Origin of the sequence: Halomonas alkaliantarctica (assembly GCF_029854215.1) — a bacterium.
Taxonomy (GTDB): domain Bacteria; phylum Pseudomonadota; class Gammaproteobacteria; order Pseudomonadales; family Halomonadaceae; genus Vreelandella; species Vreelandella alkaliantarctica_A.
The window spans coordinates 3,859,749-3,880,420 of sequence record NZ_CP122961.1; the positions used below are offsets into that span (position 1 = coordinate 3,859,749).

The window sequence follows — 20,672 nt, forward strand, 5'->3', positions numbered from 1 at the left end:
TTATTTAGCCTCCATCGCCTTTTTGCGCATGTAATTGTTAAACAGCACCGCCACCAGCAACATCACGCCCAGGAAGACCTGGAACCAGTCCGTATTCACACCGGTGTAAAAAATGCCCATTTGCACCATGCCGAAAATCAGCGCACCGAGGGCAGCACCAATGGCAGATCCATAGCCGCCGGTCAGCAAAGCGCCGCCAATGACCACCGCGATAATGGCCTCCAGCTCTTTTAATAAGCCACGGATGGTGTCCGCCGAACCGGTATCCATTACCTGTATGCAGGCAAAGATAGTCGCGGAGAAAGCGGTGAACATGAACAGTGAAATCTTGACGCGATGGACGGGGACGCCTGAATTGCGCGCCGCGTTAGCATCACCACCGCTGGCGAAGATCCAGTTGCCGTAAGGCGTGCACAGCAGCACCCAAGTCGCTACAGCGGTTAAGCCCAGCCACCAGACAATCGAGACGGGAATACCGGAGACCGTAGGGTTGCCCGCAAAGTTGGTCGCCATCCAGCCATTTTCCGCCATCCAGCTAAATAGTCCCGTAGCGACTTCTCCAGAGAAAAGCGCCGCGAACCAATCTCCGGGGATATGATCCTGAACTCCCCCCACCTGAGTACGTCCTGTCAACAACCGGCTAGTACCGATAGCCAAACCACGCAGAATGAACAGGAAGCCCAGAGTAACGATAAATGATGGCAACCCTGTTTTATTGACCAGATTGCCGTTAATCCAGCCCACCAGCCCCGCACAGGCGAACGCCAATAAAATGGCGGCCCATAGTGGCCAGCCATACTCCACCGCAGGAATAGCAATCAGAATGCCTGCTAGGCCAATCATTGAACCAATCGAAAGGTCGAACTCCCCGCCGATCATCAGCAATGCAGCCGCCGTGGCGATAATGCCGAGCTGAGCGGCGACTTCAAGAAAATTAATAATACCTGCTGGGGTAAACATCCCAGTGCCGCTGGAAGCAGCGATAAAAAAGGCAAGCACCAACACGGCACCGGCCAAAGCCCCCAGTTCTGGGCGATTAAGCGCCTTCTTCCAGAAAGAGACTCTCTGGATACGCTCATCTTGATCAGCCGCTGCTGGCGCAACAGATTGCTTCGTTTCAGTGGAATTCATAGCGATCGACTCCCAAGGCTCGACACCGTCGAGCCTTTTTCTATTAGGTCGTTATCAACGGATGCCCTGGCTACTCAGCTCAATGACCTGTGCTGCGTTTTCTTGAGTGACAAATCCTGGGCCGGTGGCAACATCCCCAGCGGGTAGTAGACCGTTCTTGACGAACTGATCTAGGAACATGACGGGCAAGTAGCCCTGCATGTACTGCTGTTGGTCAATCGCAAAGTTCAGCTCACCCGCATCCAAGGCTTCTAAAATACCGGGTGAAAGATCAAAGGTGCCCAGGGTGAACATATCGGTTGCCCCCTGCTCACGCATGGCCTGAATCATCGGCTCAGCGGCCAATGCCCCCAAGGTCAGCACACCACGCACATCACTGTTCTCATTGAGGTAAGCGACAATGGCATTGCGAATGTTGGTGGGGTCGTAGGTCGTCGCTAGCTGCTCAGCATTGCCGTCAAAGCCCTCGACAAAGCCATCACAGCGCTGATCAAGTCCCTGGTTGCCTTGTTCATGGTTAACGCAGACGCCTTTCTCGACGCCCATTTCTTGCATGCGTTCAGCAGCCTGCTTGCCTGCTTCGTATTCACTCTGCCCGATGTGCAGGCGGGCACCATAATCCCTCGCCACGTCGCCACCGGAGTTAATGGTGATCACTGGAATGCCGTTATCGACCGCATTTTGGACAGCGCCGCCCAGGGCATTTTCATCGGTAAAGGAGAGGATCAATCCATCGGGGTTAGAGGCTACCGCTGCCTCTACAAGTTGCTGCATTTTGGCCATATCAAAGGTAGACGGTGCACGGTACTCCAACTCAGCACCTACTAGTTCAGCGGCTGCCTCTGCGCCGTTTTTGACCACTGACCAGAAAGGATCAGAGGGGACACCGTGGGTCACCATGACGAAACGGCTCGCGTCTTGCTGCGGTTCTTGTGCTTGTGCGGCACCTGCCATTAATGCCGTGGTGGCGGCAGTAGCTAGAAGCCATTGAGATAGACGTGCCATAAATAATTCCTCATAACGTTATCGTTGTTGGTAGGGAAGTGGCATTAAATGCCTTGGCGCTATGGAATATAGATTCCAAATAGCAATTACTGCAAATTATTTATTCTATACTTTGGTATAAATGGAATATTTATTCCATTCAACTAGACTGCATAACAACCAGCCACTTTGTTCAGTGCTACTGCCCAGTCGTGCATGAGTTAATGGGTGGTACATGAGCTAACGCGAAGGAATTTGTATGCCACAACCACCACAAAGCTACCGTGAGCTGGAAACCCTGATCACCGCCGAGTACGCCACGCTAAGCAAACGCTTACAGCAGACCGCGCGTTTTGTACTTGATCACCCCCAGGAGGTTGCTTTGGCGACGGTGGCCAAAATTGCCGAACAGGCGGATGTCACTCCATCCACCTTAATTCGCTTGGCCAATAGCTTGGGCTTTAAGGGCTTTTCCGAAATGCAGCAGCTGTTTCGCAGCCGCCTGGTCGATGAGCTGCCTAACTACACTGAGCGAATTCGCGCGGTACGCAGCGCCACCGGAGAAACACCGGATAGCACCCAACTGTTATGGGAGTTCGCCGATGCCAATCGTGCTGTTTTGGAGCAGTTACCCAGCCGTATCGATCCAGAGAGCCTAGAGAAGGCGCTGGATATTTTTGAAAAGGCGCATGCGATTCATGTGATGGGCGCCCGGCGAAGTTTTATGATCGCAAGCTACATGACCTATGCCCTCGCGCATGTGGATAAACCTGCTTTGCTGGTCAATGGTTTGGGAGGGATGTACAGCGAGCAACTGCGCGCTATGAGCCAACACGACGCCCTAATGACCATCAGTTTCTCCCCCTATGCAGAAGAGAGCCAAAAAGCCTGCGAAGACGCCCATCAGCGTGGCCTACCTATTGTGGTGATTACCGATTCGAACCTCAGCCCGCTGGCCCGTTTCGCGGATGTAACCTTCGTTGTCAACGAAGCCGAAGTGAAAAGTTTCCGCAGTTTGACCGCATCGCTCTGCTTGACCCAAGCCTTGGCAATTGCTCTGGGTGTGCGGCAAGACAAAACACGCGACAAAGAAAAAGGCCAAGACAAAAAGCGCAAGGCCTAAATACCAGAAGCAAGCCAACAGCAAAAACAAAACAGGAGAGCTTATGAAACTCGCACTCATCGGCGCTGGACGCATCGGCAAGGTACACGCCCAGGCCATTCACTCGCACCCAAACGTTACGCTAGCAGCCGTGGCTGATTTTCATCAGCCTGCTGCAGAAGCGTTGGCGGAGCAGTACGCCAGCAAAGCGGCCTCAGTTGATGACATCTTCGCGGACGACACCATTGATGCCATGCTGATAGCCTCCAGCACTCCTACTCATGCGGAATATCTGGAGCGTGCCGCACGCGCGGGTAAGGCGATTCTATGCGAAAAACCCATCGCCCTGGATCTAGCCCGCACTCGCGACGCGCTTCAAGTACTCAGCGAACACCCGGTGACCTGCGCGCTAGGCTTTAACCGCCGCCACGATCCTCAGTTTGCGGCGCTTAAACAGGCCGTTACCCAGGGGCGCATTGGCGCGTTGGAAACGCTGACGATCATCAGTCGCGACCCCTCTCCCCCGCCCGCCGAGTATGTTGCTGAGTCCGGCGGTCTGTTCCGCGACATGATGATTCACGATTTCGACATGGCCCGTTGGCTGCTAGATGAACCGATAGAAAGTGTTTTTGCCGTCGGCAGTAGCATTATCGACCCAGCCATTGGTGAAGCAGGCGATGTGGATACCGCCATGGTCACCCTTACCACCGCCAGTGGAAAGCTGTGCCAAATTAGCAACTCACGACGTGCCAACTACGGCTACGACCAGCGTATCGAAGCCTTTGGTAGCCAAGGCATGCTCCAGGCCCAAAACGAAAGCGACACCCGGCTACGCTTTACCGGCGAGGCAGGGCAAGTGGAGGAGAAACCCAAGTGGTTTTTCTTGGAGCGTTATGCCGAGGCTTATCGATTAGAGATTGGCGACTTTGTCGAAGCTTGGCGAGAAAAGCGCGCCCCTCTAGCAGGCGCCCAGGATGGCTTGGAAGCATTGCGATTAGCCGACGCAGCGGAGCGCTCATTGCGGGAAGGTCGCAAAATCCTGCTTCAGGCTGATTCCAACCTTGATAAATAAAGGAGCAACGTATGGCTTCCCTACTGGTACGCCCCACCGCCCCAGACACCCAAGGCACAGTGATCGACGTTACCCCTGAATCGGCTGGCTGGACGCATGTTGGTTTTCGGGTGCATAAACTCGCAAAGGGCCAGCGCCTGGAGGCCAGCAGCAGTGATCAGGAAGTGTGCCTGGTGCTGCTCACCGGTCGCGCCACGGTAACCTGCGGCGAGCACCGCTTTGAAGATATCGGCGAGCGCATGGATATCTTTGAACAGATTCCACCCTACGCGGTTTACCTACCCAACGGGGTTAGCTACTCGGTGGAAGCAACCACAGACTTAGAACTAGCGGTGTGCGCAGCCCCAGGGCATGGTAATCACGCCCCACGCCTGATCGCGTCTGACAACATCAAGCAAAGCACCCGTGGCCAGGGCACCAACACCCGCCATGTTCACGACATTTTGCCGGAAACCGAACCCGCCGATAGCTTATTAGTCGTTGAAGTATTCACCCCTGCGGGCAACTGGTCGAGTTACCCGCCCCACAAACACGATGTGGATAATTTACCCCACGAAACACTGCTGGAAGAGACGTACTACCACCGGATTAACCCTGAACAGGGCTTCGCCTTTCAGCGCGTTTACACCGATGACCGCAGCCTTGATGAAACCATGGCGGTGGAAAACGGCTGCTGTGTGTTAGTACCCAAGGGCTACCATCCAGTAGGCGCCTCCCATGGCTACTCGCTCTACTACTTAAATGTGATGGCAGGCCCCAAGCGGGCATGGAAATTCCACAACGACCCCGACCACGAGTGGTTGATGAACGTTTGATAGGTAGACGATTCGCCCGCTAACATTTATCTAATGTTATGCTTACGAGCCCCGCTAATGCGGGGCTTTTTATTGTTCGCTATTCCTACGGTTAGCTATCTCATTTATCCAGAGGCCTCAATGCTCCCCGACTACTCCGTCATCGCTTGGTTGTTAATTGCATTTTCCGTTTACCTGACTGGGGTTTCAAAAGGCGGTTTTGCGGGTGGTTTCGGCACCCTATCGGTGCCGCTAATGGCGCTGGCGATCAGCCCCGCCCAGGCAGCGGGCTTACTACTGCCGCTACTGCTGGTGATGGATGTGTTTGCGGTGAAAGCATGGTGGGGCAAGCAGGACGCCACTGAAGTCTGGCGCTTTGTACCGGGCTTATTCATTGGCGTGGCAGTGGGTACACTGCTATTTGACAGTTTGAGCGAACAGGGCTTACGCCTCGTGCTGGGCGTTATCACCTTGCTGTTCGCCGCTTACATGCTGCTGAAGCCCGTGGCCAAGAAGCCTATTTCTTCCCGCTGGGCGCTGCCCGCAGCAAGTGTCTGCGGCTTTACCAGCTTTATGGCCCATGCGGGCGCGCCGCCACTGAACGTCTACCTGCTGCCGCGCAAGCTGTCTAAAGAGACCTTTATTGCGACCTGCGCAGTGTCATTTGCGGTGGTCAACGTGATCAAGCTAGCGCCCTATATGTGGCTTGGCGAAATCAACGTCACCAGCGCCTGGGCGTCACTGCTGCTGGTGCCGATCGCCTGGATCGGCGTGCGCAACGGCCTCTGGCTGCAAAGCCGCGTCAACGAAAAGCTATTCTATCGGCTGGTGATTTTAGCGATGTTTTTAGTCGGTTTTAATCTGATTTATCAGGCGCTGAGCTGACCTGTATGGGCCGGCAATTACAACGCCACTAGCACCAATCCGACCACCATCACCAGAGTGCCGACGGCTTTTGCCCTGGATGCTGGCTCCTTCAGCCACAGCACACCCATTAGCACACCCACCGGAATAGAAAGCTGGCGCAACGCCACCACGTAACTCACCTCGTCAGTGAGTGCCATGGCGATCAATACCAAGCCATAGGTGCAGGTCATCATCAGTCCGGTGGTGACTAGCATCGGTAGGCCTTGCTGGTGAAGTGCAGGAAGTCGACTCCGCTCGGCAGGCAGCAACACCAGCAGCGGTACCGCCCAAGCCAGTGTCATCACCGCCTGAAGCACCATAAAGACGGCTCCGGCAGTGAGCCCGGTGTGCCCAGCGCCTTGCATCAGCCCTAAGGCCTGCTTATCGATGAGTGAATAGCCCACCGTTCCCGCAGCCGCCAACAACGCAAAGCCCATGGCGGGCGTTAAATAGGTAGAGAACCGACGCGCCTCAGGATGGCTAAGCGGTAGGCAGAGAGCTCCGGCCAGTATTAGCGCCATTCCCAGGCCATCCCACATATCCAGCACGCGGCTGCTCAGCAGCGCGAGAGATACTAGAGGCACCAGCACCACCGGTAATGCTCTGGCAATGGGATAAAGCACGCTCACTTCTCCACGCGCATAGGCCCAGGCCAAGCCGCCCATATAGAGCATCTGACATAACCCAGAAAGCGTCAGCCAGACCCAGAATTCACTGGGTAATGCAGTGAGCGCCGGGCCAAGCAACGTCAGCGGCAGCAACACCGCACCGCCTACACCGTAAGCCAGGGCAAAAGAGGCTAATGATGGCGCATTGCGTTTGCCCAGCACGTTCCACCCGGCGTGCATACACACCGAGACCAGCACCAGGGTCAGCGCGGCAGGGCTCAAGGCCGCTCCTCATTTTGTAGGTGTGTATTAACAGCATCAGGCATGCGCCGATTTCCCTGGCAAAACATTAGAAGAAACGCCTGGAGGCGACCGCCAGTCTAAGCGCCGCCACCCTTCAACACTAGCTACCTCGGCCAATACCGGGTCCGGGTTGACCGCCACCGGGCAATCCACGTACTGCAGTAGCGGAAGGTCGTTGCGGGAGTCTGAATAGAAGGTGGTGTGGCTAGGGGTGATCTGCTGTTCGGTCAGCCACTGTTTTAGACGCAGCACCTTGCCGCCGCGATACGAAAAAATACCCTCGCTACCGCCGGTATAGCGCGCGGCTTCATTGAGGCCGTGCTCCACGCTTGGCTCTACCGCCAACACGTGTTCAATGCCCAGGGTGGTCGCTATCGGCTCGACGAGATGGCGTGACGAGGCGGAAATCAGTAGCAGGGTATCGCCTGCCTGGCGATGCGCTTCCAGGCAGGCCCAGGCTTGTTCAAAAATACGCGGTTGCAGGTGCGTAGCGACAAAGCGCTCGACCTCTTTTTGCACATCTAGCACCCGACGCCCACGCAGCGGCGCTAGAGTCATGGCTAAGTACTCTTCAAGCTTTAGTTTCCCCGCATGATAGGCCTGGTGCATTTGCTCAGCCCGCGTCATAAAGGCTTCGACATCGCTGATCCAACCTTGCTCTATCATCCATAAGTTCCAGCGGTCGCTGCAGTCTCCATCCAGGAGGGTATCGTCAAGATCAAACAGGGCCAGGCGCATGGGGGCACTCCTTTTATCGCGGGTTGGCGGCGCGTAGGGTATGCCAGAGGTGATGACAAGACGATGACGCTAAGAGAATGCTAAGTATTCAACCATACCGCCGCAAACTTATCCGCCGGTAGAGGGCGGCCAAACCAATACCCCTGCGCCTCATTGCACCCCATTTCGGCAAGCAAATTCGCTTGGTTGAGCGTTTCTACGCCTTCCGCCACGGTTTTCATCTCTAGCGCATTTGCCATGGCGATGATGGTCTGAACAATGGTGCGGTCATTTTTGTTTTCGAGCATTTCGCGCACAAAGGAGATATCAATTTTCAGTGCGTCGGCGGCGAAGCGCCGCAGGTAGGAAAGCGACGAGTAGCCGGTGCCAAAATCGTCGATAGCGAGTGCATAGCCCGCTTGACGCATGGTATGGGTGATCTCAACGGCCTGATCCGGGTCGCGCATAAAATCACTTTCGGTGAGTTCCAGGGAGATAGCGCTGGGCGAAACACCGGCAGTTAGGTGCGCAATGTGACGGGGGAGCTCTGGGTCGGCAAACTGTTGGGCGGAAATATTGATCGATAGTCTCCCTGGCAACCCTCCCCGAGGTTGGTTACGCCATGCCAGTAACTGCCTGGCAGATTCCTTTAGTACCCAGTCCCCCAGTATGCGGATCAAACCGCGTTCCTCGGCCAGGGGAATAAACTCACTGGGGCTCACCCAGCCCCACTCGGCGTCATACCAGCGGCACAGGGCTTCTGCACCGGTCAAACGACCACTGGTAAGGTTCACCTGGGGCTGAAAGTAGAGTTCTAGCTGATCTTCAGTGATTGCTGCGCTAAGTCGCTCGGTCATCCGTTGGCGTCGCTGCAGCGCATGACGCATCGTTTGGGTGTAGGAACAGATACTTTTTTCGCGCCGCTTGGCGTGGTGAAGGGCGATACTGGCGGCGTTAAATAGCTCACCTGCTTCGCTCACATCCTGCGGGTAATGAGCAAAACCGATGCTGACATCTAGGTGAAAGACCCGCCGCTCAAGATGAAGCGGCGGCTTCACTGCTAAGCGAAGCTGCTCGACAAGGTTGCCTATGTCACTGTGGGCGGTATCGGGCACCAGCAGGGCAAACTCATCCCCTGCTAAACGCGCCAGCGAACCATAGGAGCGGCTAATCTGCGCTAAACGATCGGCCACTGTCACCAGCAGTTGATCGCCTACCTGATGGCCGTGGAGGTCATTGACCTCTTTAAAACGTCGGATATCCAATAACAGCAGCGAAAGCCCGCATTCGCCTTGCTGGGCCACTTGCCACATTTGCGCTAGCAACTCCATAAAACGGGCGCGGTTGGGTAAACCGGTGGTACTGTCGGTATAGGCCAGTTGTTGCATGTGACGATGGTCGCGCCGCCGCTCAAGCTCTGCCGCAGCACCGGTCGAAAGGATTTGCAGTACAGAGGTGGCGAACGCATTGGTGGTCAGCGGCTGGCGGTAAAATACCATCATCACGCCGATGGCCTCGCCGTTGGCATTATCCAAACGCCGCCCAATCCATGCTCTTGTAGGTAGCAGTGTGCCTGGTAATAACAGTGGCGGGCCGTCATGCATGACCGCTTCACGCGCCAGCACGACCTGCTCGCTGGGCGAGCCTCGCAGCGCAAAGGTGTGCTGTACACGCTGCGCCCCTTCAACCACCATGCTGACAGTCGTTGCCTGTCCATAGACATTGTCATTGCCCTGGGGTGAGGTATGCAGCAGTGCAATAAAACCGGCGTCGGCTTCCAGTACCTTAACCAAGGTTGCAATCAACTGTTGAAAATAACCGTCCCCAACCTGGGTAGTGACCGTAGAAGCCACTTGAACCACAGCGTTTTGTACCCGCTGCGACTCTTGCTGGTCGGTCACATCAGAGATAAATCCTTCCAAGCATACGATTTCGCCCGCCTCATCGATGACGGCCTGTCCCTGCTCCCACATCCAGCGGTAACCACCGTCGCGATGGCGCAGTTGGTAGACCACACGGTAAGGGCGTCTGTTGGCAATGGCCAACTGTACCTCCTGAAAGAGCTTGTCCTGATAGTCGGGATGAATCAGGGCAGCAAAACTGATCAGCCGATTACCCTGTAATTCGTCGGGCCGATACCCGGTCAGCGTTTCGACCCCTTGGCTCACCAGTTGCATAGTCCAATGGCGGTCATTCAGACAGCGATAGGCCATGCCAGGCAGGTGGTTAAGCAGCGTATCCAAACGGCGCTCACTTTCCCTTGCGACTTCTTCGCTCTCTCTTAATGCCTGCTCCGCTTTTTGTCGGCACAGCTCTGCACCCGCCTGGGCGGCGGCGATTTGTAGTATCTCATTGGCTAATTCCCCCAACTGCATGGGAGCGTTTTTGAGCACCGCTAACAGGCCAATCAGCGCGCCATCCGGCGCATAGAGCGCCCGCCCTAAATAGCTCTCGGCACCCAGTTCACAAAGCAGTTTATCGTCAGGAAAGCGCGACTGAACATCACGATCATAAAAGCAGATTTCGCGTCCTAACACAGTCTCGCATGGGGTACCGGTCAGCGTGTAAGTAACATTGCTCATCAAGTTGCCATTTGACCAAATGGCCAACGTCTCCGCCCGATGCAATTGAGTTACATCGGCCACTAACACATGATCAACGCCTAGTATTGTTGCAAGGCGCTCCACCAGCGTGGCATAAAAGCGGGGGCTCCCGCTGTTCCCTACGCCTTCTGCCAACTGGCGGAATATATCGGCTGCGTCGTTTTTTGTGTGCATTGTTGCACTCACTTTTCTAATTCTGGGGCAGCGGGGTATTCATCACTGATCTATATAAAGCACTGTGACTTACAACGTACTCACAGTTAGCGTAAACACTTACACGTTCTATTTATGACCATGCCTAGACTAACGGGGTATGTAGTAAAGTCCATAACCTCAGTCATGATGGGTGGTCAGAACATATATGCCATCCAGCGCTCCGGTCAGCGCGTGTTTCAAGTTCGTGCTTAACACTTTTCCTATACGAGCGCCTCACCGATTCATTGCTTCAGGTAGATAGAGAGCGATATCCGGAAAGATATGCATTAAGGCAATCGCCACCAGCATTAGTAGAAAAAACGGCAGTGTGGCTTTGGTAATGGTCAGAATATCTTTACCGGTTAGCCCCTGAATCACAAACAGGTTGAAGCCAACCGGCGGGGTAATCTGTGACATTTCGACCACCACGACCAGATAAATACCAAACCAGATCAGATCGAAACCGGCGGCACTCACCAATGGCATGATAATCGCGGTGACTAGCAGGATCAGCGAAATGCCGTCGAGAAAACAGCCCATCACCAGCAGCAGTAATGTCAGCGCAATCAGCAACATGGTGGGTGAAAGCCCCATCTCACCGATCGCCTGCGCCAGCTTCATGGGCACCTGGGTAAAGCCCATGGCCGAGGTCAAAAACGACGCACCGGCAATAATAAAAGCGATCATGCAGGCGGTACGCACGGCGGCAAACAGCGAGCTTTTAAAAATGTCGCGGTCAAAGTGACCGTTAAAGCGCGCAATCACAATCGACAGCACCACGCCCACCGCTGCGGCCTCGGTGGGCGACGCTAACCCGCCATAGATCGAAAAGATAATCCCGCCGATCAACAACAGAATAGGCACCAGCGACCAAGTATTGCGCAGCTTTTCAGCAAAGCTCATACCAGATTCATCCCTACCGGTAAGCCCTTCGCGGTTGCCCTTGAGCAGCGCCCACAAAATGAGGTAGCTCATAAACATCGCCAGGATCATCAGCCCCGGGCCAATACCGGCCATAAACAGCCTGGAGATTGACTGCTCGGTGACCACGCCGTAGACGATCAGTACGATTGAGGGGGGAATCAAAAGCCCCAGGGTCGAGGCGCTGGCCAAGGTGCCAATTGCCATATTGCTGTCGTATCCCCGCCGCTCAAGCTCTGGCAGGGTCATTTTACCCACTGTTGCACAGGTGGCAGCCGAAGAACCGCATACTGCTGCAAACATGCCGCTGCCAATAATATTGGTATGCAGTAAACGCCCCGGCAGGCGGTTTAGCCAGGGTGACAGGCCACGAAACATATTGTCCGCAAGCCCGGAGCGAAACAGAATTTCCCCCATCCAAATAAACATGGGTAGCGCAGTGAGATCCCAACCATAGCTGGCACCCCAAAAATCTGAGGCCAAAATAGAGCCTGGCGAGAATGAGCTAAAGAACGCTAGCGCTATCCAGGCAGTGCCAATCAGTGCAAAGGCGATCCACACCCCGCTCCCTAGCAGAATCACGAGGGTGAATATGGTGACGATACTTAGTAGCAGCACGAGGATCTCTCCAGTTTAAAAGGCAGAGGCAGTGTTAACAGTGGCCCGGTTAATAATGAATTAGCTAACCGCGGCGTACTCAACCAAGACGACGTACTCAATAACATAGCTAACGTCGCCATTTAGTGGCCCTCGCTTTCATCTGGGGCAGTCGCTTCGCGAAAGCTCGCCGGATCACGAATGGCAATCCGAAGCGCCATAAACAGAGCTTCTGCCAGCGCCAAACACAACAGGCCTACGCTGGTCGCGAGCACAAGCTGGGGAATCCAGAGCGGGATTGACACGAATCCTGAAGACACATCGTTGTATTGCAGGCTCTCTCTCGCCAGCCCAATTAGGCCGTAACTGAGCATTAGGCTGATCACCAGGGCAATGATGAGACAAAACACTTCAAACCACACACGGATAGCTGACGGCAGTCGAGTTATCAACAGCGTCATGCGAATGTGGGCGTGATGCACAAAGGTGTAGGCCAGTCCTAGAAAGGTCGCCCCCACCAATAAATAAGAAGCAATTTCCGAAACACCGGTAATACCCAGACCCAGGCGGCTCAGCCCGAACAGCACCAGCAGGGCATCTAGCAAGCGGAAGGTCACCTGAAGCGCGATCAGCGCGCAAATAGCGACCATGCAGGCCGCCGCACCCCAAGCACCCAGCCGATAGAGCTTGTCGAATTTAAACCTCATGGTCGCAGCCTCACGAAGTACGTGGGAAACAGCACTTAGGAAAAAGCACACGGGAAAAGGCAGCGGAGGCGTTGCCCCCGCTGTAAGAGACATTAAAACAGCGCTTAACTGTCGCGTTGCTCGCGGTAGGTTTCCAACGCCTGTTTGGCTTCATCGTCAGCACGTGACTGCCAGTCTTCAAATAACTCATCGCCAGCGGCTTGAAGCGCCTCTGAAATGGCTTCGTTAGGCTCAGAAACAGAAATACCGTTCTCTTTCAAAACGGCCAAGCTGGCTTCGTTATCTTCGCGGCTCATCTCCCAACCACGCTCTTCAGCACGCTCGGCGGCTTCCATTAAAGCCTTTTGCGTCGCTTCATCCAGGCCATCGAAACTACGCTGGCTAATGAAGACAATATTTTTTGGCAGCCACAGGTTAGCGTTGGTGTAATCGGTGACGTAGTCCCACGCCGCCATGGAATTACCCGTAGAGCTTGAGGTGATCATGGCATCCACACGGCCAGTGCTAAACGCGGTGGGGATATCGGACTCTTCGGTTTCGGTGGGGCTACCGCCCAAGTTATCGATGAAACGCTGGGTATTGATGTTGGGTGCACGAACCCGTAAGCCTTCAAACTGCTCGGGGTCAGTAAGCGGTTCAGAGGTATAGATACCTTGCGCAGGCCAAGCGACCGCGTAGAGCGGAATCAGCCCTTCATAGGCAAACAGCTCAGTGATCATCGGCTTGGTCGCTTCCCACAGTGCGTAGGCGTCTTCGTAGCTGCCCGCTACCCCCGGCAAAGTATCCACTTCAAAAATAGGGTCATCATTGGAAAGAATGGAAAGGAATACCTCGCCCGCATCAATGGTGCCACGGCGAACCGACGGTTTAATTTCCCCGTGTGCTACCAGCGCACCGCTGCTATGCACAGTAATGGTTAACTCGCCATCGGTAGCTTCGGCCACGTCCTCGGCGAACTGCTTGTTGTTCTGGGTGTGAAAACTGGCATCACCATAAGGTGTAGCCATGGTCCATTCCGCGGCGTGTGCCGTCGCCGTTAAACCGCAGGCCGTGGCCAGTAGCAGCGTGGACGTTAATGTTTTGCGCATCGTAAGTACCCTCTTGTTCATTTTAGTAGTGCGTTACTTCGGTGGTATGGGGATAGGCTTGGCAGCGCTTTAAGACCACAAACCTGGAACTCGTACCAATACCATGAACCCTTGCATCGATTGAATCACATATAATCATGCAACATTGAGACCATCCCCAGCAGTGCCCCTTAACCAACGCTGTTATCACGCCGACCAGTAAAGTGATAAGTGCGTCGTGTCCAGCCGTTAGCAGTCCTTAGTGATTATTTCCCCAAACGGTTGGCACTGGGCAAGCCATGTTTATATATTAGGGGTGGATTACAATTCAGCGCCAGCCAAGTAAACGCACCCACTGCATCAACGACAGGAGTCGCTATGGCCATCCCCCTGCTTAATTGCGATATGGGCGAAAGTTTCGGCAACTGGACTATCGGCCTAGATGCCGATGCGATGCCTTTCGTCGACTGCGCCAACATCGCCTGTGGCTTCCATGCTTCCGACCCCCATGTGATGCGCCGCACCGTCAAGCTAGCGGTACAAAATGGCGTCCGCATTGGCGCGCATCCTGGTTATCCGGATTTGATGGGCTTTGGGCGGCGCTCCATGGCCTGTTCGCCGGAAGAAGCGGAAGATATGGTGCTTTATCAAGTAGGTGCGTTAGCGGGCATATGCCAAGCGGAAGGCACACGGCTGAGCTACATCAAGCCCCACGGTGCGCTGTACAACGACATGGCAGCCAATCCGGCGCTGCTCGAAGGCGTCATGCGCGCGGTACGCGCTTACGATTCCAGCCTGCCGCTGATGATCATGTCTACTGCCGACCCCGAGCCGCACCGTGAGTTAGCCGCCAAGCTGGGCATCACCCTGTGGTTCGAGACCTTTGCTGACCGCGCTTATGACGCCAACGGCCACTTGGCCTCACGTCGCCTGCCCAACGCCGTGCACCACGATCAGCACACCATCGTCGACCAAGCCATCAAACTGGCCAAAGGCGAGCCGCTCACCGCGCTCGACGGCACAACGCTGCATTTACCCTGCGATACGCTGTGCGTTCACGGTGACAACCCCGAATCGGTGGCCGCTGTGCGCGCTATTCGTGAAGCCTTTCAGGCGCTGGAGCAGGCGTGAAGCCCATTATTGAAACCGCCGCCATGGATGCCCTGATGGTGCGCCTGTTCGACACCATCGACGAAACAAATATGGCCTGGGTGATTGCCGCTGACCAAGCGTTGCGCAGTGCTTTCGGCCCTGCGTTAATTGACCTAGTGCCCTCTTACACAACGCTACTGCTGCACTACGACTGCCAGCAAATGAATCATGCCAAGGCTTTCACGCTGATTAACCAGGCCCTTTCAGGCCTCAAACCCGTCGACACGCAAGCGGGTGAGCTACACGATATCCCCGTTTGGTACGACGAAAGCGTGGGCCCAGAGCTACCTTTGGTCGCCAAACGCGCAGGCCTGAGCGTCAAAGAGCTTATTGAGCAGCACTGCAACCACGACTACTGCGTGTTCGCGCTGGGGTTTGCCCCCGGCTACGGCTTTATGGGCTTGGTAGACGAATCGCTCGCTACGCCGCGCTTAAAAACGCCGCGCCGCAAAGTCGCCGCAGGCAGCGTAGGCATAGCCGACCGCCAAACCGCGATTTATCCGCTGCTCTCACCGGGTGGCTGGAATATTCTGGGTCGCACCAACGTGCCGCTCTTCGAGCACGCCAAACGCGGCGAGCCGCTGTTTCGTCCGGGCGACAAGGTGCGATTTAGAGCGATCTCCCGGTCAGAGTTTGCAGCAGACGGCGGCGACACTACGCCCATGGAGGAGCGCTCATGAGTCAAGTCGCTACGCATCAAAGGCAAAAAGGGATGATGGTTAAACAGGCGGGACCACTGGCGCTGATTCAAGATGCCGGTCGATTTGGCGTTGGCCACTTAGGCGTTACTCAGGGCGGCGCTGCCGACTGGATTTCCTTTCGATGGGCCAACTGGCTGCTGGGCAACGCCTTAAACAGCGCCGCGCTGGAAATTGTCATGGGCGGTGGCTTAAGCTTTGAAACCGAAAGCGAGGTTCGCCTAGCGCTGACCGGCGCTGATCTTGATGCCCAACTGGATGGCAAGCCGCTCGCTCCCAATACAAGCTTTAAGCTACTACCCGGCCAGCGTTTAGTGTTTCGCCAGCCGCGCCAAGGCCTGCGCGCCTATCTCGCTTTTCCCGGTGGTCTAAACGCGCCGGAGGTGCTGGGCAGCCGCGCCTGCACCGCCCGCGAACAACTAGGCGGCTTGCATGAAGATGGCAAACCGCTAAAAGTGGGCGACCGCTTGACCTGGAAAGGTGCCGCCCCAGCGGCGCGCCGTATCGCAGAAGGGCAAGGCCCGCAAATGCCAGCGTCAGGCTACCGTTTACCCATCGTGCTCGGCTCGCAAATCGCCTCGTTTAGCGGCCGCGCGCTATTTCAGGCGTTCAACCAGCCCTGGACAGTGGATAACCGCGCCGACCGGATGGGCATTCGCCTCACCGGCCCAGCCCTAAACGGCTCACTCACGGGGATTATTTCTGAAGGTATCCCTTTTGGAGCGGTACAGGTTCCGCCAGACGGCCAACCTATCGTACTAATGAATGACCGCCAGACGATTGGCGGTTATCCGCGCCTAGGTGCCCTCACCCCGATGGCCTGCGCGACCCTGTCTCAATGCCTACCTGGCACCAAGGTGTGGTTAACCCCGATCAGCGCCAGCCAGGCACAGGATGATTATCGTAATCAGCTAACGGTTTGGGATTGAGGTGCCTAGCCTTTAAGAACATAGCTCTTTAGGAAATGGGCTTAGGGCGCTTTTTAGCCAGCTCCTCAGCGATGGCGATAAAGAAGGCATCCCTGGATGCAGGATGAGGTTTTGTCACCAGGCTTAAGCCGACAAACAGTAAACTGGCTACCACGATGCCCCATACGCCAGCAGGTAAACCCAGCAGCGAGTTGCCGGTGGCGTACATCAGCAGCACAAAGGCACTGGTGCCCACCACACTGGCCAGAGCACCGATAGCGGTGCCACGTTTCCAGTAAAAAGCGCCAATAATGGCAGGCACCATAGCCACCAACCCGGAAGATGCCGCCACCGAAAGCACCGCAATCAGATCCAGCTTCAGCTCGGCAAATCCCAGTGCCATCAGGGCAATCACCGGTACAACACACTTACCCACCAGGAGTTGGCGCTTTTCACTGACATTCGGTTGGGCATTTGTTTTTAAATTGGCATAAACGTCGCGAGACAACATGGAGGCCAGCGTTAGCATGATGGAATCAATGGTAGAGATTGCCGCCGCCATAATGCCGATCATCACGATAACACCCAGCACTGGCGGTACATGCGTTGATGCCAGCAGCGTTGGTGTAGCTAAATCCGCGCTCTCAAGACCGGGAAAGGCGACCAGGGCAGAGAAGCCCCACAGCACTGAGACCAGGGTGTAAATAAAGCCAAACACCAAAAAACCAATCAGCATGTGGCGCATTGAACGAAGCGAAGAGGGCATAAACAAGCGCTGGCTGACTTGCGGATTAGACAGGCTAAAGAAGAACCACGGAATGGTGAGCCCCAGGAAAGTGACAAAGCTGAACAGCCCCGGGCCAGGCACCGTGAGCGACTGGGGGCGTTCTGTTGCCAGCGTATCGAACAGCGCGCTGAAACCACCCAAGCCCTGAATGACCAAGAGAGCCACCAGCGTTGAGGCCACAATCATCATGATGGCCTGAAGCGAATCGGTCCACATGACTGAACGAATTCCCGCAATATAGGAGAAAAAGATAGCGATCACCGTGGCCATCAACACCCCGGCGGTAAAGGGAATCGCTCCATCGGTAATCCCTTGTAGCAGGTAACCCACCCCAGCGAGCTGAACGGCCGAGTAGGGAACCAGGAAAATGCAGCTGGCAATTGAGACAGCCATGGCAACATGTTTGCTGTTGTAGCGATGGCCCAGCATTTCACTAGGGGTCACAAAGCCAAACTTCTTGCCCACCGCCCAAAACTTGGGCCCAAAGATAGCCACTAGCGAAACACCGGCAAAATAGATAATTTCAAAGCCTAGCGCGCCAACGCCTCCGGCATAGGTAAGGCCTGCCAAACCCACCATCATAAAAGCACTGTAGGTAGTGGCACTGTAACTCAGCGCAGAGACAAAGCCGTTCATTTGTCGGTTGCCCAAAAAGTAACCCGACATGCTTTCAGCAGGGCCTTGGCGCGACAGAATGGCAATGCCTATAGCGACCAATAAGTAGATAGCAATGGACCACCAAATGAGCGATTCAGTCATCACTGTGTTCCTTGAAATCTTTGGTGATAAACACGTTCAGAGCAATGATGACTAACCCGGCAAATGCCCAAAACAGAAAGCTGCCGTACCATTGCGACACTTGGCTCAACAAGGTGTAAGGCACCACATAGCAAAGCAAGACGACTGCCCATACTAGCCATATCCATTTACTGCGTTTCATAAAGCGTCTCGTTCGGTTACGTCAAAATAACTAGCAACGTTCATTCCAGAATTGAGCATATAAACACGCAATAAAAAAACCCGCATCCTGGGAAGCGGGTTATTTACTAGCACTAACGTGTTAAGTGCTTACGCGACGTCAAAGCGATCCGCGTTCATCACTTTCGTCCAGGCAGCGACGAAGTCTTTAACAAACTTCTCGTCGTTATCATCCTGTGCGTAGACCTCAGCATAGGAGCGCAGCAGCGAGTTAGAACCAAATACTAGGTCAACGCGAGAAGCGGTCCACTTAACGGCATCCGTTTGACGATCACGGATTTCGTAGGTGTTTTTACTCACCGGCTTCCAGGTGTTGCCCATATCGGTCAGGTTGACGAAGAAGTCGTTGGTCAACTGGCCTTCACGATCCGTGAATACGCCGTGCTTGGTGCCACCGTAATTGGTACCCAGCACACGCATACCGCCGAGTAGCACGACCATTTCTGGCCCGGTCAGCCCCATCAACTGCGCGCGATCCAGCAGCAGCTCTTCCGGCTTCACGACGTAGTCTTTCTTCTGCCAGTTACGGAAACCGTCAGCCAGCGGCTCTAGCGGCTCGAAGGATTCGCCGTCGGTCATCTCGGCAGAAGCGTCGCCACGGCCTTTCAGGAAAGGCACGCGAACGTCATAGCCTGCGGCTTTGGCGGCTTTTTCGATCGCAAAACTGCCCGCTAGAACGATTACATCGGCAAGACTAGCGCCGGTATCAGCAGAAATCTTTTCGTACACGGCTAATACGCTGGCGAGACGCGCAGGCTCGTTGCCTTCCCAATCTTTCTGAGGCGCCAAGCGAATGCGGGCACCGTTGGCGCCGCCACGCATATCGGAGCCGCGGTAAGTGCGGGCACTGTCCCATGCGGTGCTGACCATGTCGCTGATGCTCAAACCAGCTTCAGCGATTTTCTGCTTAACCACTTCTTCGCTGTAGTCGGTGCTGCCAGCCGGAATAGGATCCTGCCAGATCAGGTCTTCAGCGGGCACTTCCGGGCCGATGTAGCGCGCTTTCGGGCCTAAATCACGGTGGGTCAGTTTGAACCACGCCTTGGCGAAGGTTTGCTTGAAGTACTCTGGATCCGCCATGAATTTTTCGCAAATGGCGCGGTAGGTCGGATCCATCTTCATGGCCATATCCGCATCGGTCATGATCGGATTGTGACGAATAGAGGGGTCGCTGGCATCAACCGGCTTGTCCTCTTCCTTAATGTTCACCGGCTCCCACTGGTGGGCACCGGCCGGGCTTTTGCGCAGTTCCCACTCGTGTCCGAACAGCAGGTCGAAATAGCCCATGTCGAACTGGGTGGGGTTAGTGGTCCAAGCGCCTTCGATGCCCGATGTCACGGCATTGCTCGCTTTGCCACCCATGGTGGGGTTGCCCCAGCCAAAGCCCTGGTTCTCAACGTCAGAAGCTTCTGGCTCTGCGGCCAACGCTGCTGCGTCGCCGTTACCGTGGCACTTGCCCACGGTGTGGCCACCGGCAGTCAGAGCAGCGGTCTCTTCATCGTTCATCGCCATACGGGCGAAGGTTTCGCGTACCTGCTGCGCGGTTTTCAACGGGTCGGGGACACCGTTAACGCCTTCAGGGTTAACGTAGATAAGGCCCATCTGCACGGCAGCCAGCGGGTTTTCCATGGTTTCAGGCTTTTCAACGTCCGCGTAGCGCTCGTCGGAAGGTGCCAGCCACTCCTTCTCATCGCCCCAGTAGATATCTTTTTCCGGATGCCAAATGTCTTCACGACCAAACGAGAAGCCGTAAGCGGGCAGGCCCATGGATTCGTAGGCAACAGTACCGGCCAGGATCATCAGATCGGCCCAGCTGATTTTATTGCCGTACTTCTTCTTGATCGGCCACAGTAGACGACGCGCCTTATCGAGGCTGACGTTATCCGGCCAGGAGTTGAGTGGTGCAAAACGCTGGCTTCCGGTACCACCGCCGCCACGGCCGTCAGCAAGACGGTAGGTGCCAGCAGAGTGCCATGCCATGCGGATCATAAGACCGCCATAGTGCCCCCAGTCAGCTGGCCACCACGACTGGCTGTCAGTCATCAGCGCGTGGACATCTTGTTTGAGCGCGTCAAAGTCGAGCTTTCTGACCTCTTCCCGATAGTCGAAATCAGCATCCATCGGGTTCGTTTTGCGATCATGCTGGTGCAAGATATCCAGGTTAATCCCTTCAGGCCACCAGTCTTTGTTAGACGTGCCTGTGGAGGTATTACCACCGTGCATTACAGGACATTTACCACTCATAGCTCTCTCCCTCTAACGTCATTTTGTCTTAACTGCTTGTGTCTTGGTTGCGTTCGTCTTGTTTATGGTGAAAGAGCCGCTACCAAGCCAACTGACGGTGAGCGCCCTTACCATGGTGCTATTGCTTTGCCTGCTATGCAGGAAAAGGGCGCTTCACTCACTTGGTACTGTTTTAAAGCAGATCTTTCATAGGCACAA

General features: G+C 55.3%; 18 protein-coding genes. 7 read left to right on the plus strand and 11 right to left on the minus strand.

Translation table 11 applies throughout. From position 1 onward, the window contains the following. Nucleotides 1-1,131: an ABC transporter permease gene (locus QEN58_RS17700; RefSeq protein ID WP_280104912.1), complete on the minus strand. Its 1,131-nt coding sequence runs from the start codon at nucleotides 1,129-1,131 to the stop codon at nucleotides 1-3. Nucleotides 1,132-1,185: 54 nt separating this feature from the next. Next, on the minus strand, nucleotides 1,186-2,136 hold the full coding sequence (locus tag QEN58_RS17705; RefSeq protein WP_280104913.1) for a sugar ABC transporter substrate-binding protein: 951 nt from the start codon (nucleotides 2,134-2,136) through the stop codon (nucleotides 1,186-1,188). A 238-nt stretch (nucleotides 2,137-2,374) separates the two neighbouring features. Between QEN58_RS17705 and QEN58_RS17710 the strand changes: the two genes are divergently transcribed. The 4 genes from QEN58_RS17710 (at nucleotide 2,375) to QEN58_RS17725 (ending at nucleotide 5,968) form a co-directional block, all read left to right on the plus strand. Then, entirely contained in the window at nucleotides 2,375-3,238 is an 864-nt protein-coding gene (locus tag QEN58_RS17710) for a MurR/RpiR family transcriptional regulator (protein WP_280104914.1), read from the plus strand. Between the two features lie 43 nt (nucleotides 3,239-3,281). Continuing rightward, nucleotides 3,282-4,289, plus strand: coding sequence for an inositol 2-dehydrogenase (gene iolG / locus QEN58_RS17715; protein WP_280104915.1), 1,008 nt, complete (start codon nucleotides 3,282-3,284; stop codon nucleotides 4,287-4,289). A gap of 11 nt (nucleotides 4,290-4,300) precedes the next feature. Next, entirely contained in the window at nucleotides 4,301-5,104 is an 804-nt protein-coding gene (gene iolB, locus QEN58_RS17720; protein ID WP_280104916.1) for a 5-deoxy-glucuronate isomerase, read from the plus strand. Between the two features lie 120 nt (nucleotides 5,105-5,224). Beyond that, nucleotides 5,225-5,968 carry a sulfite exporter TauE/SafE family protein gene (locus tag QEN58_RS17725; protein ID WP_280106958.1) on the plus strand — a complete coding sequence of 248 codons (744 nt, stop codon included), beginning with the start codon at nucleotides 5,225-5,227 and terminating at the stop codon, nucleotides 5,966-5,968. 17 nt (nucleotides 5,969-5,985) lie between these two features. Here the strand turns inward: QEN58_RS17725 and QEN58_RS17730 are convergent, their stop codons facing one another. The 6 genes from QEN58_RS17730 to QEN58_RS17755 form a co-directional block, all read right to left on the minus strand. After that, a complete protein-coding gene (locus tag QEN58_RS17730; protein WP_280104917.1) occupies nucleotides 5,986-6,879 on the minus strand; it encodes an EamA family transporter in 894 nt (297 codons plus the stop codon). A gap of 36 nt (nucleotides 6,880-6,915) precedes the next feature. Beyond that, nucleotides 6,916-7,638 (minus strand): HAD family hydrolase, encoded by a 723-nt coding sequence (locus tag QEN58_RS17735; protein ID WP_280104918.1) that lies wholly within the window; start codon nucleotides 7,636-7,638, stop codon nucleotides 6,916-6,918. A gap of 80 nt (nucleotides 7,639-7,718) precedes the next feature. After that, nucleotides 7,719-10,394 (minus strand): bifunctional diguanylate cyclase/phosphodiesterase, encoded by a 2,676-nt coding sequence (locus QEN58_RS17740; RefSeq protein WP_280104919.1) that lies wholly within the window; start codon nucleotides 10,392-10,394, stop codon nucleotides 7,719-7,721. Between the two features lie 255 nt (nucleotides 10,395-10,649). Next, nucleotides 10,650-11,954, minus strand: coding sequence for a TRAP transporter large permease (locus tag QEN58_RS17745; protein WP_280104920.1), 1,305 nt, complete (start codon nucleotides 11,952-11,954; stop codon nucleotides 10,650-10,652). Between the two features lie 122 nt (nucleotides 11,955-12,076). Next, nucleotides 12,077-12,640 (minus strand): TRAP transporter small permease, encoded by a 564-nt coding sequence (locus QEN58_RS17750; RefSeq protein ID WP_280104921.1) that lies wholly within the window; start codon nucleotides 12,638-12,640, stop codon nucleotides 12,077-12,079. 104 nt (nucleotides 12,641-12,744) lie between these two features. Beyond that, on the minus strand, nucleotides 12,745-13,728 hold the full coding sequence (locus QEN58_RS17755) for a TRAP transporter substrate-binding protein (protein ID WP_280104922.1): 984 nt from the start codon (nucleotides 13,726-13,728) through the stop codon (nucleotides 12,745-12,747). A 357-nt stretch (nucleotides 13,729-14,085) separates the two neighbouring features. On the opposite strand from QEN58_RS17755, the gene QEN58_RS17760 reads away from it, so the two are divergent. Genes QEN58_RS17760 through QEN58_RS17770 form a run of 3 tightly spaced genes read left to right on the plus strand, consistent with a single transcriptional unit; the run spans nucleotide 14,086 to nucleotide 16,486 of the window. Next, nucleotides 14,086-14,838, plus strand: a complete 753-nt coding sequence (locus tag QEN58_RS17760; RefSeq protein WP_280104923.1) for a 5-oxoprolinase subunit PxpA — start codon at nucleotides 14,086-14,088, stop codon at nucleotides 14,836-14,838. Beyond that, a complete protein-coding gene (gene pxpB, locus QEN58_RS17765; protein WP_280104924.1) occupies nucleotides 14,835-15,539 on the plus strand; it encodes a 5-oxoprolinase subunit PxpB in 705 nt (234 codons plus the stop codon). The genes QEN58_RS17760 and pxpB overlap by 4 nt, the downstream gene beginning before the upstream one ends. Further along, a complete protein-coding gene (locus QEN58_RS17770; protein ID WP_280104925.1) occupies nucleotides 15,536-16,486 on the plus strand; it encodes a 5-oxoprolinase subunit C family protein in 951 nt (316 codons plus the stop codon). The genes pxpB and QEN58_RS17770 overlap by 4 nt, the downstream gene beginning before the upstream one ends. Nucleotides 16,487-16,514: 28 nt before the next feature. Here QEN58_RS17770 and QEN58_RS17775 read toward each other — a convergent pair whose 3' ends face one another. The 3 genes from QEN58_RS17775 to katG form a co-directional block, all read right to left on the minus strand. After that, on the minus strand, nucleotides 16,515-18,011 hold the full coding sequence (locus tag QEN58_RS17775; RefSeq protein ID WP_280104926.1) for a sodium:solute symporter family protein: 1,497 nt from the start codon (nucleotides 18,009-18,011) through the stop codon (nucleotides 16,515-16,517). Beyond that, on the minus strand, nucleotides 18,004-18,192 hold the full coding sequence (locus tag QEN58_RS17780; RefSeq protein WP_280104927.1) for a hypothetical protein: 189 nt from the start codon (nucleotides 18,190-18,192) through the stop codon (nucleotides 18,004-18,006). The genes QEN58_RS17775 and QEN58_RS17780 overlap by 8 nt, the downstream gene beginning before the upstream one ends. 128 nt (nucleotides 18,193-18,320) lie before the next feature. After that, a complete protein-coding gene (katG, locus tag QEN58_RS17785; protein WP_280104928.1) occupies nucleotides 18,321-20,474 on the minus strand; it encodes a catalase/peroxidase HPI in 2,154 nt (717 codons plus the stop codon). Between the last annotated feature and the right edge of the window lie 198 nt (nucleotides 20,475-20,672).

What these genes read in the sequence shown, in the direction of transcription:
- QEN58_RS17700 (WP_280104912.1), bottom strand. Translation starts at nt 1,131, where the DNA reads ATGAATTCCACTGAAACGAAGCAATCTGTTGCGCCAGCAGCGGCTGAT.
- QEN58_RS17705 (WP_280104913.1), bottom strand. Translation starts at nt 2,136, where the DNA reads ATGGCACGTCTATCTCAATGGCTTCTAGCTACTGCCGCCACCACGGCA.
- QEN58_RS17710 (WP_280104914.1), top strand. Translation starts at nt 2,375, where the DNA reads ATGCCACAACCACCACAAAGCTACCGTGAGCTGGAAACCCTGATCACC.
- iolG (WP_280104915.1), top strand. Translation starts at nt 3,282, where the DNA reads ATGAAACTCGCACTCATCGGCGCTGGACGCATCGGCAAGGTACACGCC.
- iolB (WP_280104916.1), top strand. Translation starts at nt 4,301, where the DNA reads ATGGCTTCCCTACTGGTACGCCCCACCGCCCCAGACACCCAAGGCACA.
- QEN58_RS17725 (WP_280106958.1), top strand. Translation starts at nt 5,225, where the DNA reads ATGCTCCCCGACTACTCCGTCATCGCTTGGTTGTTAATTGCATTTTCC.
- QEN58_RS17735 (WP_280104918.1), bottom strand. Translation starts at nt 7,638, where the DNA reads ATGCGCCTGGCCCTGTTTGATCTTGACGATACCCTCCTGGATGGAGAC.
- QEN58_RS17740 (WP_280104919.1), bottom strand. Translation starts at nt 10,394, where the DNA reads ATGCACACAAAAAACGACGCAGCCGATATATTCCGCCAGTTGGCAGAA.
- QEN58_RS17750 (WP_280104921.1), bottom strand. Translation starts at nt 12,640, where the DNA reads ATGAGGTTTAAATTCGACAAGCTCTATCGGCTGGGTGCTTGGGGTGCG.
- QEN58_RS17755 (WP_280104922.1), bottom strand. Translation starts at nt 13,728, where the DNA reads ATGCGCAAAACATTAACGTCCACGCTGCTACTGGCCACGGCCTGCGGT.
- QEN58_RS17760 (WP_280104923.1), top strand. Translation starts at nt 14,086, where the DNA reads ATGGCCATCCCCCTGCTTAATTGCGATATGGGCGAAAGTTTCGGCAAC.
- QEN58_RS17770 (WP_280104925.1), top strand. Translation starts at nt 15,536, where the DNA reads ATGAGTCAAGTCGCTACGCATCAAAGGCAAAAAGGGATGATGGTTAAA.
- QEN58_RS17775 (WP_280104926.1), bottom strand. Translation starts at nt 18,011, where the DNA reads ATGACTGAATCGCTCATTTGGTGGTCCATTGCTATCTACTTATTGGTC.
- QEN58_RS17780 (WP_280104927.1), bottom strand. Translation starts at nt 18,192, where the DNA reads ATGAAACGCAGTAAATGGATATGGCTAGTATGGGCAGTCGTCTTGCTT.
- katG (WP_280104928.1), bottom strand. Translation starts at nt 20,474, where the DNA reads ATGAGTGGTAAATGTCCTGTAATGCACGGTGGTAATACCTCCACAGGC.